At 71.8% G+C, this 14689-nt stretch carries 14 protein-coding genes; 7 read left to right on the top strand and 7 right to left on the bottom strand.

The features are described 5' to 3' along the window. Nucleotides 1-73: 73 nt before the first annotated feature. Entirely contained in the window at nucleotides 74-568 is a 495-nt protein-coding gene (pal, locus tag LXM90_RS01955; RefSeq protein ID WP_012321252.1) for a peptidoglycan-associated lipoprotein Pal, read from the bottom strand. A 349-nt stretch (nucleotides 569-917) separates the two neighbouring features. Between pal and LXM90_RS01950 the strand changes: the two genes are divergently transcribed. Next, complete coding sequence (locus LXM90_RS01950; protein WP_020094013.1) at nucleotides 918-1322, top strand: response regulator; 405 nt, start codon at nucleotides 918-920, stop codon at nucleotides 1320-1322. Nucleotides 1323-1406: 84 nt separating this feature from the next. Here LXM90_RS01950 and LXM90_RS01945 read toward each other — a convergent pair whose 3' ends face one another. Beyond that, nucleotides 1407-2306, bottom strand: coding sequence for a WcbI family polysaccharide biosynthesis putative acetyltransferase (locus tag LXM90_RS01945; protein ID WP_020094014.1), 900 nt, complete (start codon nucleotides 2304-2306; stop codon nucleotides 1407-1409). A 224-nt stretch (nucleotides 2307-2530) separates the two neighbouring features. Here LXM90_RS01945 and LXM90_RS01940 point away from each other — a divergent pair, with 224 nt between their 5' ends. The 3 genes from LXM90_RS01940 (at nucleotide 2531) to LXM90_RS01930 (ending at nucleotide 5466) form a co-directional block, all read left to right on the top strand. Further along, entirely contained in the window at nucleotides 2531-3598 is a 1068-nt protein-coding gene (locus LXM90_RS01940; protein WP_042675851.1) for a GSCFA domain-containing protein, read from the top strand. Between the two features lie 288 nt (nucleotides 3599-3886). Beyond that, a complete protein-coding gene (locus LXM90_RS01935) occupies nucleotides 3887-4486 on the top strand; it encodes a nitroreductase family protein (protein ID WP_100252501.1) in 600 nt (199 codons plus the stop codon). Between the two features lie 155 nt (nucleotides 4487-4641). After that, entirely contained in the window at nucleotides 4642-5466 is an 825-nt protein-coding gene (locus LXM90_RS01930; protein ID WP_234081615.1) for an SHOCT domain-containing protein, read from the top strand. Nucleotides 5467-5562: 96 nt separating this feature from the next. Here the strand turns inward: LXM90_RS01930 and LXM90_RS01925 are convergent, their stop codons facing one another. Next, nucleotides 5563-6588 carry a KpsF/GutQ family sugar-phosphate isomerase gene (locus tag LXM90_RS01925; RefSeq protein ID WP_056533680.1) on the bottom strand — a complete coding sequence of 342 codons (1026 nt, stop codon included), beginning with the start codon at nucleotides 6586-6588 and terminating at the stop codon, nucleotides 5563-5565. Between the two features lie 228 nt (nucleotides 6589-6816). Between LXM90_RS01925 and LXM90_RS01920 the strand changes: the two genes are divergently transcribed. Continuing rightward, nucleotides 6817-8250, top strand: coding sequence for an FAD-linked oxidase C-terminal domain-containing protein (locus LXM90_RS01920; protein ID WP_020094019.1), 1434 nt, complete (start codon nucleotides 6817-6819; stop codon nucleotides 8248-8250). Nucleotides 8251-8382: 132 nt separating this feature from the next. Here the strand turns inward: LXM90_RS01920 and LXM90_RS01915 are convergent, their stop codons facing one another. The 4 genes from LXM90_RS01915 to LXM90_RS01900 form a co-directional block, all read right to left on the bottom strand. Further along, on the bottom strand, nucleotides 8383-8922 hold the full coding sequence (locus LXM90_RS01915; RefSeq protein ID WP_091926972.1) for a MucR family transcriptional regulator: 540 nt from the start codon (nucleotides 8920-8922) through the stop codon (nucleotides 8383-8385). A gap of 391 nt (nucleotides 8923-9313) precedes the next feature. Continuing rightward, a complete protein-coding gene (locus LXM90_RS01910; RefSeq protein WP_234081614.1) occupies nucleotides 9314-10534 on the bottom strand; it encodes an ABC transporter permease in 1221 nt (406 codons plus the stop codon). Nucleotides 10535-10631: 97 nt separating this feature from the next. After that, nucleotides 10632-11126: a DUF4112 domain-containing protein gene (locus LXM90_RS01905; protein ID WP_056533673.1), complete on the bottom strand. Its 495-nt coding sequence runs from the start codon at nucleotides 11124-11126 to the stop codon at nucleotides 10632-10634. 141 nt (nucleotides 11127-11267) lie between these two features. Then, nucleotides 11268-12437: an aminotransferase gene (locus LXM90_RS01900; protein WP_234081612.1), complete on the bottom strand. Its 1170-nt coding sequence runs from the start codon at nucleotides 12435-12437 to the stop codon at nucleotides 11268-11270. A gap of 366 nt (nucleotides 12438-12803) precedes the next feature. Between LXM90_RS01900 and LXM90_RS01895 the strand changes: the two genes are divergently transcribed. Beyond that, complete coding sequence (locus tag LXM90_RS01895) at nucleotides 12804-12980, top strand: hypothetical protein (RefSeq protein WP_020094024.1); 177 nt, start codon at nucleotides 12804-12806, stop codon at nucleotides 12978-12980. A 298-nt stretch (nucleotides 12981-13278) separates the two neighbouring features. Then, entirely contained in the window at nucleotides 13279-14685 is a 1407-nt protein-coding gene (locus tag LXM90_RS01890) for an MdtA/MuxA family multidrug efflux RND transporter periplasmic adaptor subunit (protein ID WP_020094025.1), read from the top strand. Nucleotides 14686-14689 lie beyond the last annotated feature (4 nt).

Here is a 14689-nt window from a genome sequence, read left to right as displayed (position 1 = left end):
CGAAGGCCGTGATCGAGAGCATCGATCGGAGGCGGCGGCCGAGAGCCGCCTCCGGGGTCGTTCGCGCGGCGGCCTACGCGCCGGCGCCGCGGTCGAGGACGATCACCGCGCGGCGGTTCTGCGACCAGCAGGAGATGTCGTTGCACACCGCCACCGGCCGCTCCTTGCCGTACGACACGGTCCGCATCCGGCTCGCCGCGATGCCGCGGGTGGCGAGGTAGTCGTTCACCGCCTGGGCCCGGCGGGCGCCGAGGGAGAAGTTGTACTCGCGGGTGCCGCGCTCGTCGGCGTGGCCCTCGATGATGAAGGTGTAGCGCGGGTAGCGCTGCAGCCACGCGGCCTGCTTGTCGAGGGTCGCGGTCGCGGTCGGCGTCAGGTCGGTGGAGTCCGACTCGAAGAAGACCCGGTCGCCGATATTGACGACGAAGTCCTGCGCGCTGCCCGGGGTGGCGGCGCCCGCCCCGAAGGCGGAGGCGTCGGCGAGGTCCTTGTCGTTGCTGCAGGCGCCCAGGCCGAGGGCGGCCACGAGTGCGAGGCCGAGGGCGGCGGCGCGGAAACGCTGGGGCATGGTCTGAAAAACTCCTCGAGCGGTGCCGAAGGCCGGCTGCTGGTCTTCGAGGCGGGTCCGCGTAATCCTGGCGCCGTTGGTAGGCGGGGTTGGTTAAGCGACGGTTCCGCCGGGCGGCGCGGGAGCGTGGTGACGGTCCGCACCGATCGACGGCGTGCGCTGACGCACCCGGACGCGCCCGGAATGCGGCGGCGGCGGGGCGGCGGGCCGCGACGCGCCATTTCGGCCGCCTCGGTTGCGGCGCTGCAACAGGCGCCGGGCCTCCGCCGGTAACGGTCGCGGGCCGGGCTTTAAGAGATCCTCAACCCTATCGGTCCCTTATCGGCGGGCCGAAGACCGGACCTCCCGCATGCGCCCCGCCCAGAGCGTCCTCATCGTCGAGGACAGCTACCTGCTCCTCGAGATCGTCGCGAGCCTGTGCGAGACGCACGGCATCCGGGTGATCGAAGCCTCGACGGGCGAGGCTGCGCTGACCGTCCTGCGCGACCGGGGTGCGGCGATCGACTGGCTGTTCACCGACATCCACCTGCCCGGGCTGATCGACGGCTGGACGGTGGCCCACGCCTTCCGGGCGATCCATCCGGACCGGCCGGTGGTCTACACCTCGACGGACACGCACGGCCGCAGCGGCGTGCCGGGCAGCCTGTTCCTGCGCAAGCCCTTCCAGATGCAGGAGGTTAACCGCCTGGTCCGGATGATGGTCGAGGGCCTGGGCGAGGCCGGCTCCGAGAGCCGGCTCTGCGCGGCGGGCTGAGTCACGGACCCATCCCAGCCGGTCCGTCATCGCGGGCGCAGCGACGGGTCTGCCGGCCGGACGCCCCGGGTCGCGGAGGCGGCCTCAGCCGCCCCGGAACAGCGCGACGATCTCCGGCGCGGCGAGCCACGCCTCGACCCGCGGGCAGGCGAGATCCCCGGGGGGCATCGCGTCGTAGAGGGCGAAGCTCGCCGCGACGAAGCCCGGCAGGTCGTAGAGCACCGGGAAGTCGTCGCCCCGCGGCTTGGTCTTGAACAGGTACGAGCCGGTCAGGCCGAAATGCTCAGCGATGGGCGGGTAGATCGGCCAGACCACGTCCTGGGCCAGCTCGTCGCCGAGGTAATCCTCGATCTCCACGGGCTCGGGCGTGAGCCCGTTCTCCTGCAGCAGCCGCCTCGCGATGTCGCCGAGGACGTGGACCTTGGGATGGTTCATCAGGTGCATGAAGGCGCCGCGGCGCGCCCAGCGGGTCACCTCGCGCTCCAGCCCGAAACCCAGGGCGTCGGCCGCGCCGACGAGCTCGCGCACCGCCGGGTCCCAGTGGTCGAGGTAGCCCAGGCGGGCGAACACGTCCTCGCGGAACAGGGCGGCCGTGCGGCCAGCATCGAGGCCGAGCCGGTGGGCGGTGACGACGATCGCCGAGTGGTACTGGCCCAGCGGCGACGGCGTCAGCTTCAGCGCGGCGAGGTCCGAGGCCTGCCCGACATAGACCATGTCCGGGTGGAAGGCCGAGAACACGATCGACGGGAACAGCTTGAGCCGCGGGTCGGCCGCGCGCACAGTGGCGGCGTCGCCGCCGGGGATCAGCCCGGCCGGGAAGGCCTGCGAGAAGACGTGGTCGTGGGCGCGCAGGGTCCGGATCAAGCCGTCGACATGGCCGTGGTCTCGCTTCAGCGAGCCCATGGGCAGGTAACGGACCGGGCTCTTCGGCGCGAGCAGGCGCATGGCCCGGGCGATGCCCCGGGCCTGGCAATTGCCCAGCACCGCGATGCTCGGCCCGTCACGGGTCGTGGCGGTGCGGGCGCGGTTCCGCCATGGTGTCGCCCAGGTGGGGGCCCAACGGGTAGGCGTCCAATCGGGCGCCGAGCGGGTGAACGCGCTGCGGGCGCGCCGGGGCAGGTCGTTCAGGGCCACGTCGCGTGCCGGTGTCAGCGGACGGAACAGCGCCCCCGAGGGCCTGCCGCCGTCGTGAAGAAGAGGGTTCGAAGATGGCGTTGAATCCGTATACGGGTCTACCGGCCGAGCGATTCTGGCGCAAGGTCGTCACCAACGTGCCGCCCTTCGCGGTCAATCCGCACCCGAAGGACACGTTCGTGATCGGACCGACCGACAAGGTCGCCACCGGCGGCTCGTGCTTCGCCCAGCGGGTGGCCGAGGCGGTGCGCGGCGCCGGGTTCAACTACTACCTGACCGAGCCGCCGACCCCCGGCATGAGCGCCGAGGAGGCCAATGCCCGCCAGTTCGGCACGTTCTCGGCGCGCTACGGCAACCTCTACTACACGCGCCAGTTCGTGCAGCTGTTCGACCGGGCCTACGGCACGTTCGAGCCGGAACTGAAGGCGTGGCTGCGCGACGACGGTCGCTACGTCGACCCGTTCCGCCCGACCGTCGAGCCGGCGGGCTTCGCCAGCGAGGCCGAGGTGGTCGCGGCGCGCGACGCGCACCTCGCCGAGGTGCGCCGTCTGTTCGAGACGCTCGACGTGTTCGTGCTGACGCTCGGCCTCACCGAGGGCTGGCGCTGGCGGGCCGACGGCGCGGCGCTGCCGCTCGCCCCCGGTGTCGCGGGCGGCACGTTCGACCCCGCGCTCTACGAGTGCGTGAATGCCGGCGCGGGCGAGGTGCTCGGTGACCTCAACGGCTTCCTCGACCGGCTCTGGAGCGTGAATCCGAAGGCGCGGGTGATCTTCACGGTCTCGCCGGTGCCGATGATCGCCACCTACATGGACCGGCACGTGATGGAGTCGAACAGCTACTCCAAGTCGGTGCTGCGGGTGGCGGCCGGCGAGGTGGTCGGCCGCGGCGACCCGCGGGCGGTCTACTTCCCCGCCTACGACATCGTCACGAGCAACGTGAATGCCGGGCGCTACTACAACGAGGACCAGCGCACCATCAACGACGCGGGCGTGCGCCACGTCATGCGCCTGTTCCTGGCGACCTTCGCCCGCGACCGGGTCTCGCCGGCGCCGACCCACGCCCCCGTCGACCTCGCGGCCGAGTTCGAGGGCAATGCCGGCGTGATCTGCGACGAGGAGGAGATCGAGCGCAGCGTGGCGTGACGGGGGGCCGAGATCGTTACCGGAGCGGCCGCGGCCATCGGGCGGCCTGCATCGTCTTCACGAGCGTAGTGAAGTGACCCAGGGTAACGCGACATCGACAGTCGTGGCGCTGCCTGGATTGCTTCGCTCCGCTCGCAAAGGCGGCAGCGCTCCGAAGATCCCGCCGGGCAACCGCTCGAGCCCTTCGCGACCGTCACGGCGGCCGGGGCGATCCCGCGTTTGCCTCCAGCCCGGCCTTTCGGGCAAGCTCGGCCGCCCGGGCGCTCGCGCCTATCGGAGACGAATCCCTTGAGCCTGCCCCCGCCCCGCCGCGCCGACCACGACATCGATCCGGTCTTCGTGAAGCGGCACTCGCCCCGCGCCTTCACGGGCGAGGCCGTGCCCGAATCCGAGCTGATGCGGATGATCGAGGCGGCGCGCTGGTCGCCCTCCGCCTACAACTCGCAGCCCTGGCGCTTCCTCTACGCGCTCCGGGGCGACGCCCACTGGGACACGTTCTTCGACCTGCTGGTGCCCGGCAATCAGAAATGGGTGTCCGGCACCGGCGCGATCCTGTTCCTCGTCTCGAACGGGTTCATGAAGGTCGGCGACGAGCTGAAGCCATCCTACAGCCACTCCTTCGACGCCGGCACCGCTTCGCTGGCCTTCCAGCTCCAGGCGATCCACCAGGGCTGGCACGCCCACGGCATGGTCGGGTTCGACCACGTCCGCGCGCCCGCGGTGCTGCGTCTGCCCGAGAACCACCGGATCGAGGCCGCCTTCGCGGTCGGCCGCAAGACGCCCGAGGCGGACCTCACCGAGGAGCAGCGGCCCCGCGAGACCCCGAACGGCCGCCGGCCGATCACCGACTTCACCATCGCGGGACCGTTCCCGCAGGCCGCCGGCTGAGACGGGCCGGAACCCGCTCGGACGGCCGGGGATTGGCTCCGCATCGCGACGCCGTCGCAGGTCCGTGGGCGCAGGCCCACGGGCTCGACCCGGGCCGGCAGGGGGCCGCCGCCGCGCGCCTCCTGTCCGCCCTCCGACGCTTCGGGAGCTGGCTCATGGATCCGTCCGACACCGCCGCGTCCGACCCGTTCCGGGATGACGGGCCGTTCGACCCCGTCCCCGGGCTGCAGACCGTCGCCGACCGCCACGGGGTCAGCCCGGACGCGGTGCGCCACCTGGTCCGGGCCCTCGAGCGTGGCCACGGCACGATGGCGCAGTTCGACCATCCCGATCTCGGCGGGATGGGGCAGTGGTTTTCCGGCGGGATGGTGATGGTCGGCCGGATGTTCGACGACGCGCTGAAGGCGCGGGTCGACGCGCTCTGCACCGAGCTGGCCGGGGCGCTCCCCGCGGGGGGCTTCTCGGAGGCCGCGCCCGCGGCGCGGCGCGGCGGCGGCGAGTGGTGGCCGGCCGGCCTCGGGGATCCGGCCAGCACCGGCGCGCAGGACGGGCTGCGCTACGCCTATTTCCCGGACAGCCGGCGGCTCGCCGTCGACGCGGGGTCCGGGGTCGCGCTGTACGATACCGGCGAGCACCGCATCACCGGCGTTTCCCAGGCGAACGGCAGCCTCGGCTTCACGGGACCGTCCGGGGCCGTCGCCCTCGACCGCCTCCGCCGGATCGAGGCGGAGGTCGCGGCGCCGCGCCAAGCGGATCCGGGCCAGGTGGATCCGGGCCGAGCGGACCCGGCCGAGATCCCGGCGAAGGCCGCCCCCGCCGCTTCGCCGGCCGCTGCGGCTGCCCCTTCGGCGGCCCCGGACCGGTCGTCTCCGGACGCGATCCTCGCGACCATCGAGCGGCTGGCCGACCTTCACGCGCGCGGCGTGCTCACCGACGCGGAGTTCGCGACCAAGAAGACGGAGCTGCTGGCCCGGCTGTGAGGGGCGCCCGGTCGCCGTACCCGCCGGCCCCGTCCCGAGGCGCGGAGGCCTCGCGGGATGCGGGCGCGGATCGGACCCTGCCGGGTCCGGACGGCCTCAGGCGATGCCGACGCGCAGCAGGTCGTGGACGTGCACGATGCCGACCGGCCGGCCGTCGGTGACGGCGAAGACCGCCGTGATCAGCCGGCGGTTCATCAGCTCCAGCGCGGCCTGGGCCAGCTTGTGCGGCTCCACGGTCACCGGGTCGCGGGTCATGACGGTCGAGACCGGCGTGTCGAGGAGCGCCGGACCCATGTGGCGGCGCAGATCGCCGTCCGTGACGATGCCGACGAGGCGGCCGGCCGCGTCCGTGACGCCGACGCAGCCGTAGCGTCGCGCCGCGATCTCGATCATTACCTCGGACATGAGGGCGGTCTCGTGCACCAGCGGCATGTCCTGGGGCCCGTGCATCACCTGCTGCACGGTCCTGAGGCGGGCCGCGAGGGTGCCGCCCGGATGCAGGGTGTGGAAGCGCGCCGAGGTGAAGCCGCGCCGCTCCAGGAGCGCCACCGCCAGGGCGTCGCCCAGCGCCAGCTGGATCAGGCTGGAGGAGGTCGGCGCGAGGTCGTGCGGGCAGGATTCCCGCACGCGGGGCAGTTCCAGCAGCACGTCGGCGGCCTTGCCCAGGGTGCTCTCGCCGTTGCGGGTGATCGCCACCAGAGGGATCGAGAACCGGCGGCTGAAGCCGACGAGGTCGGACAGTTCCGCGGTCTCCCCCGACCACGACAGCGCGATGATGACGTCGTCCCGGGCGATCATCCCGAGGTCGCCGTGGCTCGCCTCGGTCGGGTGGACGAAGAAGGCGTGCGTGCCGGTGGAGGCCAGCGTCGCGGCGATCTTGCGCCCGACATGCCCGCTCTTGCCGATGCCGCTGACGATGACGCGGCCCTTGCTCTGCAGGATGGTCTGCACCGCCTCCTCGAAGGCCGCGCCGAGCCGGCCCTGGAAGGCGGCGCTCGCCTCCTGCAGGGCCGCGATGCCGAGTTGGAGGCTGCGGATCCCGAGGTCGCGGGTGGTGGCGAGATGCGCCGACGGCGCGTCGTAGCGGTCGTCGCGCAGGGCGCTGGAGGCGGGAGCGTTCATCGTGTCCGTTCTTGACCCGTCGACCGGATCCGGCACCGGGGGCCGGAATCGGGGAGCGGCGCAGCGAGGCGTCTCCGGCGACGCTAGGCAGCCGTCGTGGTTGAAATGTGACGCGGGGACGACGCAGCGCCGCACGCCGGTTGAAGGCGCGGCCGCCGGGGTCCATGCTCCCGGCACGCCATCCCGCGCGCCGTCTCGCGCCGCGGGCCCCAGGAGGGCAAGAGCCCCATGACCATCCGTTTCCCCGACCCCGATCCCGCGATCCTCGCCCGCCGCGAGGCGATCCTGGCCGGCCTCGCGCCCCTGGTCGCGCCGGAGGCGCTGGTGGTCAGCGAGGACGAGCGCCGGGCCTTCGAGACCGACGGGCTCACCGCCTACCGGCAGATGCCGCTCGCCGTGGTGCTGCCCTCCACCACCGCGGAGGTCGCCGCCGTGATGGCCTACTGCCACGCCAACGGCGTGCGGGTCGTGCCCCGGGGCGCCGGCACCTCGCTCGCGGGCGGCGCCATCGCGCAGGCCGACGCGATCATCCTGGGCGTCGGCAAGATGACCCAGGTCCTCGACATGGACTTCGCCAACCGCACCGCCCGGGTGCAGAGCGGCATCACCAACCTGGCGATCTCCGGGGCGGTCAGCCACGAGGGCTTCTTCTACGCTCCCGACCCGTCGAGCCAGCTCGCCTGCACGATCGCCGGAAACATCGCGATGAATTCGGGCGGCGCGCACTGCCTGAAATACGGCGTGACCACCAACAACCTGCTGGGCGTCACCCTGGTGCTCAACGACGGCACCGTGGTGGAGATCGGCGGCCAGCACCTCGACAGCGGCGGCTACGACCTGCTCGGCCTCGTCTGCGGCTCGGAGGGGCAGCTCGGCATCGTCACCGAGGCGACCGTGCGGATCCTGCGCGCCGCCGAGGGCGCGCGCCCGGTGCTGGTCGGCTTCTCGAAGGTCGAGGATGCGGGCGACTGCGTCGCGGCGATCATCGCGGCCGGGATCATCCCGGTGGCGATCGAGTACATGGACCGCGAGGCGATCCTCATCACCGAGGACTTCGCCCAGGCCGGCTACCCGCGCGACGCCGAGGCGATGCTGATCATCGAGGTCGAGGGCTCGGACGCCGAGTGCGACGCGATGCTGGCGCGGATCGAGACGATCGCCCGGGATTTCCGCCCGACCAGCCTGCGCGTCTCGCGCTCGGAGGCGGAATCGGCCGCGATCTGGAAGGGCCGCAAGTCGGCCTTCGGGGCGACCGGCCGGATCTCCGACTACATCTGCATGGACGGGACGATCCCCACCGGCCAGCTCGGGCCGGTGCTGGAGCGGATCGGCGCCATCTGCGCCGAGAAGGGCCTGCGCGTCGCCAACGTGTTCCACGCGGGCGACGGCAACCTGCACCCGCTGATCTTGTTCGACATCAACACGCCCGGCGAATTGCAGAAGGCCGAGGCCGCGGGCGACGAGATCCTGAAGCTCTGCGTCGAGGTCGGCGGCTGCCTCACCGGCGAGCACGGGGTCGGCATCGAGAAGCGCGAGTTGATGCGCTTCCAGTACGACCAGGTCGATCTCGAGCAGCAGATGCGGGTCAAGGCGGTGTTCGATCCGGACTGGATGCTGAACCCCGCCAAGGTGTTCCCGCTGGACGGGCGCCTCGCGGCCTGAGCCGCGCCGCGCGCGGGGTCCGGCCGAGAGCTTGGCCGAGAGCCCGGCCAAGAGGTCTGGCGAACAAGTCCGGACCGGTGCGGGTGCGATCGTCTCCGATCGCCCGCCCCCGTCCGGGCCTCGCGGCCGCGCTCAGGCGGCCTCGACCTTGCGGCTCGCCCGGGTCTTGGTCGCGGCGGTCTTGCGGCGACCGGAGGCAGGGGCGGAGGCGGGGGCGGCAGCCTCCTCCTCGGCGGCGGCCTTGTCGGACGCCGGGGACCGGCCCGGCTGGCCGAGGCCGAGGCTCTTGGCGAGCGCCGAGCGCTGCGCCGAGTAGTTCGCCGAAGTGGTCGGGTAATCGGCTGGCAGGCCGTAGCGCTCGCGGTAGGTCTGCGGATCGAGACCGTGCTTGGTCAGGTGACGCTTCAGCGTCTTGTACGACTTCCCGTCGATGAAGCTGACCAGCCCGTCGGGGCGGATCGACTTGCGGATCTGGGCGGGCGTCGGCCGCTCGACGCTCTCGGTCGCCGGAGCGACGGGGCCGGCCCCGATCGTGTTCAGCGCCTCGTGGATGCTCGCGATCAGGGCCGGCAATTCGGCCGAGGGCAGCGAGTTGTTGGAAACGTAGGCCGCGACGACGTCCACGGTCCGCTCGATGAAATCCAATTGCGATGTCGGCGCAGCTTCTGACATTCTCTCGTTCCTCGGCACAAATGCCTGATGGGATCCCCACTTTTCGCGAGTTAAGTCAGCGTCCGAAAAATGCAAGCCGCGCCATACAATTATCTGTGATGAGACCGAAGTCTAACTCTGCATCACGCGGCGAGGCTTACAGGGTATGGTTGCATTGGCGCCACTTAATGGACACTTCTGAGAGGCTTTATCGGTGTCCGCCCGGCGAATGCTAGTCGCTTCCTCGAAGCGGGTTTTCGCAGCCGGCAGAGACCTTTACCCCCGGGTCAGGGGCCGGCTCTAGACGGTCGTATACGATTGCCGCCCGGTCGTGCGGGCACAATGCGCAATCTTCGTACAGTTGTGCGAGCGCGGGGCGAGGCCCTGCGTCATTTTCGCAACCCGCGCAGCCTCAGGCGAAAGTCTTGCGCGGATCGAAGGCGTCCCGCACGGCCTCGCCGGCGAAGACGAGCAGGCTCAACATCACGGCGATGACCAGGAAACCGGTCAATCCAAGCCACGGCGCGGTCAGATTGTCCTTGCCCTGCGCGAGAAGCTCTCCGAGGGACGGCGAGCCCGGCGGCAGGCCGAAGCCGAGGAAGTCGAGCGAGGTCAGGGTGGTGATCGAGCCGTTCAGGATGAACGGCAGGAAGGTCAGCGTCGCCACCATGGCGTTCGGCAGCAGGTGGACCGTCATGATCCGGATATTCGACAGCCCCAGCGCCCGGGCCGCCCGGACATACTCGAAGTTCCGCGCCCGCAGGAACTCGGCACGCACCACGCTCACCAGCGCGACCCAGGAGAACAGCAGCATGATCCCGAGCAGGACGAAGAAGCCCGGGGCGATGAAGGCCGAGATGATGATGATCAGGTAGAGGGTCGGGATGCCGCCCCAGACCTCGATGAAGCGCTGGAAGGCGAGATCGACCCAGCCGCCGAAATAGCCCTGCACGGCCCCCGCGATGACCCCGATCACCGACGAGACCGCGGCCAGGATCAGACCGAACAGGACCGAGATGCGGAAGCCGTAGATCACCCGCGCCAGCACGTCCCGCGTGGTGTTGTCGGTGCCGAGCCAGTGCCAGGGAATGTCCGCGCAGGTCGAGCCGCCGAGCTTCTCGGCGACGGGCTTGCACTGCGCGTCCGTGAGCATCCAGGTCGGCGGCGACGGCGACGGCGTCGGCAGGTCCTCGTTGATCGTGTCGTACGCGTACGGGATCGGCGACCAAAGCGCCCAGCCGTTCGCCGCGATCTCCCGGCGGATCTCGGGGGAGCGGTAGTCGGTCGTGGCGAGGAAGCCGCCGAACTTCTCCTCCGGATAGTCGACCAGGACCGGGACCAGCCACTCGCCCTTGTAGGACATCACGATCGGGCGGTCGTTGGCGATGAACTCCGCGAACAGGCTGAGCACGAACAGGACCGTGAAGATCACGAACGATCCGTAGCCGAGCCGGTTGCGGCGGAAATTGTCGAGGCGGCGCCGGTTGAGCGGCGACAGCCGGGCGCGCCGGCCGGCGGCCCCGGGCAGGACCGGCGGCGGCGCGCCCTCGTCCGGCCGCAGGACCAGCGGCTGGGCACCGGGCATCGGCGGGGGCACGACCTCGCTGTCGCCGGGACGCGTGACCTCGTTCATCCGTGCTGCCTCTCGAGCCGCATCGCGCGCGCGTCGGCCGCCCCGATATCCGGGCGGCCCCGCGACCGGTCGGCCGCGGGACGGAGGCCGGGAACGCTCAGCCGTCGAGCCGGGTCGCGGTGCCGTCGATCTCGGTGGGACGCAGATTGCCGCTGCGCTCCAGCCAGCGGCGCAGTAGCCGGACGTTGCGGCGATTGGCCTTGAAGGCGGCGTCGAACAAGTCGCCCGCCACCGGCACGGCGCCGATCAGCCCGTCGAAGGCCACGTTCAGGCCCATCCGGGCCACCAGCCAGCGCGGCGCCCCGAGGCGCTTCGCCTCGTAGACGATGAAGGACGAGATCACCATGCCGGCCAAGTCGCCGATCACCGGCACGAGGCCGATCAGCGCGTCGAACCCGACCCGCCGGTTGATGCCCGGGATGACGAAGGCGGTGTCCATCAGGTGGGCCAGCGTCTCCAGCCGGGCGAGGCTCGCCTCCCGTCCGAGATCCGCCGACAGGTAGGGGGGCCGGGGGCCGGCGCGGGTCTCGCCCCCGGGGAAGGTCTCGGCACGGGCGAAACGCCCGGCCTGGGCAGCCTGGGTGAAGTCCATGGTCGGGATCCGTCGGGAAGCCATCGTCCCCAACGATGTGGCCCCCCACCGGGATCCCCGCAAGGACGGCGCCCGCTCGGCGCGTGCGGTCCGCCGTGATGCCCGTCCTGCTGCCCGTCATACCGTCCCTCGAGCCGACCCTCATGCCCCGGCCCCCGGGAGCCCGCGCATGCGGTCGAGCGCCGCATCCAGGGTCGCGTCGTCCTTGGCGAAGCAGAGCCGGACGAGGCCGCGCACGGAGGCGTCCGGGTAGAAGGCGCTCACGGGGATCGCCGCGACGCCGTGACGGGTGACCAGGGCCTCGCAGAAGGCCACGTCGTCGGCGTGGCCGCGGGCGGTGATGTCGATGTTGAGGAACCACGTGGCCCGGGCCGGCAGTACGGTGAAGCCGAGGCCGCGCAGGCCGTCCGCGAGCCTGTCGCGGGACCGGGCGTAGCCGGCCCGCATCGCCTCGAACCACGGGGCCGGCTTGCCCAGCCCGTAGGCCACCGCCTCCTGGAGGTTCGGGGGCGTCGTGAAGGTCAGGAACTGGTGCGCCTTGGCGAGCCCGCGCATCAGCCGGGCATCGGCCATCACGAAGCCGACCTTCCAGCCGGTGAGGGAGAAGATCTTTCCGGCCGAGCCGATCTTGACGGTCCGCTCCCGCATCCCGGGCAGCGCCATCAGCGGCCGGTGGCGCGCGCCGTCGAACACCACGTGCTCCCAGACCTCGTCGCAGAGGGCGGTCACGTCGAAGCGCTGGCAGTAGCGGGCGAGCAGGTCGAGGTCCTCGGGCGCGAACAGGGTGGCGCTCGGGTTGAGGGGGTTGTTCAGCACCACGACCCGGGTCCGCGCCCCGAAAGCCTCCGCGAGCGCGGCCTCGTCGAGGCGGAAGTCCGGGGGCCGGAGCGCCACGACCCGCGGCACGCCGCCCGCCCGCCGGACCAGGGGCAGGTAGGCGTCGTACATGGGCGCGAACAGCACGACCTCGTCGCCGGGCTCGATCAGCGCCAGGAGCGCGCCGGCCAGGGCCTCGGTCGCCCCGGAGGTGACCATCACCTCGGTCTCCGGGTCGAGGACGAGGCCCTGGTGCTGCGCGTAATGGGCGGCGACCGCCTCGCGCAGGGCCGGCAGGCCCATCATCGGCGGGTACTGGTTCCAGCCGTCCAGGAGCGCCCGCGCGCCCCGCTCGCGGACATCCGCCGGCCCGGCGTCGTCCGGGAATCCCTGGCCGAGATTGATCGCACCGTGGACCCGCGCGAGACGCGACATGGTCTCGAACACGGTCGTGGGCAGCGCGTCGAAGACGGGGTTGATGACGGCGGACCTCATGCGGCGCGGCACGGGGTACGGCACGCGGCGCCGGGCATCGAGAGAGTCGGCATGGCGGGTCTCGGCATCGCCGGCCTGTAACATGGCCGTCGCGCGTTGCGGAATGTGCGCGGTCGCACAGACCCGGTCTCCGGCGCGCCGGGGCCGGCTGACGAATGTTGACATTCATCACCCGTCTCTTAGGTTCGGATCACGGCCGGAGCGGCGCACACGCCGACGGAGCTTCGCCCCCTCGCTCCGTCAGCGGGGCGCCGCTCCGGTCCCCAGAAGGGTCATCGACTTGCGGGTCGGTGGCCCTTTCGGCATGTCCGGACGCGGCCGCACCCGCTCACGCCCCGCTCGCTGGGTCGGCCACCGGATACGACGATGCGGCCCTCCTCACGCGCGTTCCTCGGCTGCCTGGTGCTGGCGCTGCTGATCGGCGGCCTCGGACTCGGCCTGCGCCGCGCCGTGGCCGTCACCCCGGTCGATCCCGCGTTCCGGGCGGTGCTGCGCGCTTATGCGGTACCGGACGCGTCCGGCGGGCCCCAGCAACACGAGTGAAACGTCGCCGCCCTAGTGACGGCGCATTGGCCGGGCACCGGTGGAGGGCGCCGCGAGGTGCGCGAGCGGCGCGGCCGCGGGTGTCCATGACGCCGCGGTAAGGAGCCGTTCGGGGCCCGGACAGCTTTATGGGCTTACGCTCCCGTACACGGGATCGGAGCCGTCGGGTCCCGCGGGACCGGGCGGCTTCAGGACGGGCTTCCGGGACGCGGCGTTCCGGGGGCGGCATGGGGGCTTGGACAGCGAGGGATAGGGTGCCGCCGGTCGCGCAGACGACCGTCCTGTGCTCTAGTCAGGCATGAACGAGAGTTCACCGATCCGGACCGACACGGCCCGCGCCTACCAGCCCGGCGAGGCGCCCGCGCGCGAGGTCCGGACGCGGCGCTTCCGCCCGATCCGCTGGCTCGTGTTCCTGGTGCTGCTCGCCGGCGCCGGGGCGATCGGCCACCGCTGGTACGAGGCCCGCACCGGCAAGGGTGCCGAGCCGGCGACGGCGCATCACACCGGCGGCCACGGCGGCCGGCGCGGCGGGGCCGACATGCCGCAGGCGGTGGGCATCGCCAGCGCCACGACCGGCGACATGCCGGTGGTGCTGCAGGGCCTCGGTACCGTGACGCCGCTCGCCACCGTGACGGTGAAGTCGCAGATCAGCGGCTACCTCACGCAGGTGCAGTTCCGGGAGGGCCAGAACGTGAAGGCGGGCGACGAGCTCGCCCGGATCGATTCCCGCCCCTACGAGGCGCTGCTCGCGCAGTACCAGGGCCAGCTCGCCCGCGACCAGGCGCTGCTCCAGAACTCGAAGCTCGACCTGCAGCGCTACCAGACGCTGAACCGGCAGGACTCGATCTCGAAGCAGAACGTCGACACGCAGGCCGCCCTGGTGAAGCAGAACGAGGGCACGGTCGCGGCCGACCAGGCGCTCGTCGACCAGCAGAAGCTCAACATCGCCTACACGCACATCGTCTCGCCGGTGGACGGCCGCGTCGGCCTGCGCCAAGTCGACCAGGGCAACTACATCTCGGCCGCCTCCACGGCGATCGTGGTGGTGACCCAGCTCCACCCGATCTCGGTGGTGTTCACCCTGCCGGAAGACGACGTGTCGCGGGTGATGCGGCAGGTGCGGGCGGGCGCGAAGCTCACCGTGCGGGCCTACGACCGCGGCGACGCCCACGAGATCGCCACCGGCCGCCTCGACACGGTCGACAACCAGATCGACACGACCACCGGCACGGTGAAGCTGCGCGCGCTGTTCGACAATTCCGACGAGGAGCTGTTCCCGAACCAGTTCGTCAACGCCAAGCTGACCGTCGACACGGTGCGGGGCGCGACGCTGGTGCCGAATTCCAGCCTGCTCCAGGGCACGCCCGGCACCTACGTCTACCTGATGGACGGGGACAGCAAGGTCACGGTCCGGCCGATCAAGACCGGCGAGACTGACGGGACCCACACGGTGGTGGTCTCCGGGCTGAACCCGGGTGACCGCGTCGTCACGGACGGCACCGACCGGCTGAAGGACGGCGCGCCGGTGCGCATCACCGAGGGCGCGCCGGCGGTCGCCGGCGACGGCAAGGCCGCGGCGGCGAAGCCGGACGGCAAGGCTGACGGCAAGGGGGAGGTGAAGCCCGCCGCGCCGGCCGACGCGGCGGCGGATTCCCAAGGGACAGCGGAGGGCGGTCGTCGGCACCGGCGCCGTCAGGCGCAGTGAGGAC

It is taken from the genome of Methylobacterium oryzae (genome assembly GCF_021398735.1).
Classification (GTDB): domain Bacteria; phylum Pseudomonadota; class Alphaproteobacteria; order Rhizobiales; family Beijerinckiaceae; genus Methylobacterium.
This window is presented reverse-complemented; position numbering and strand designations above follow the sequence as displayed.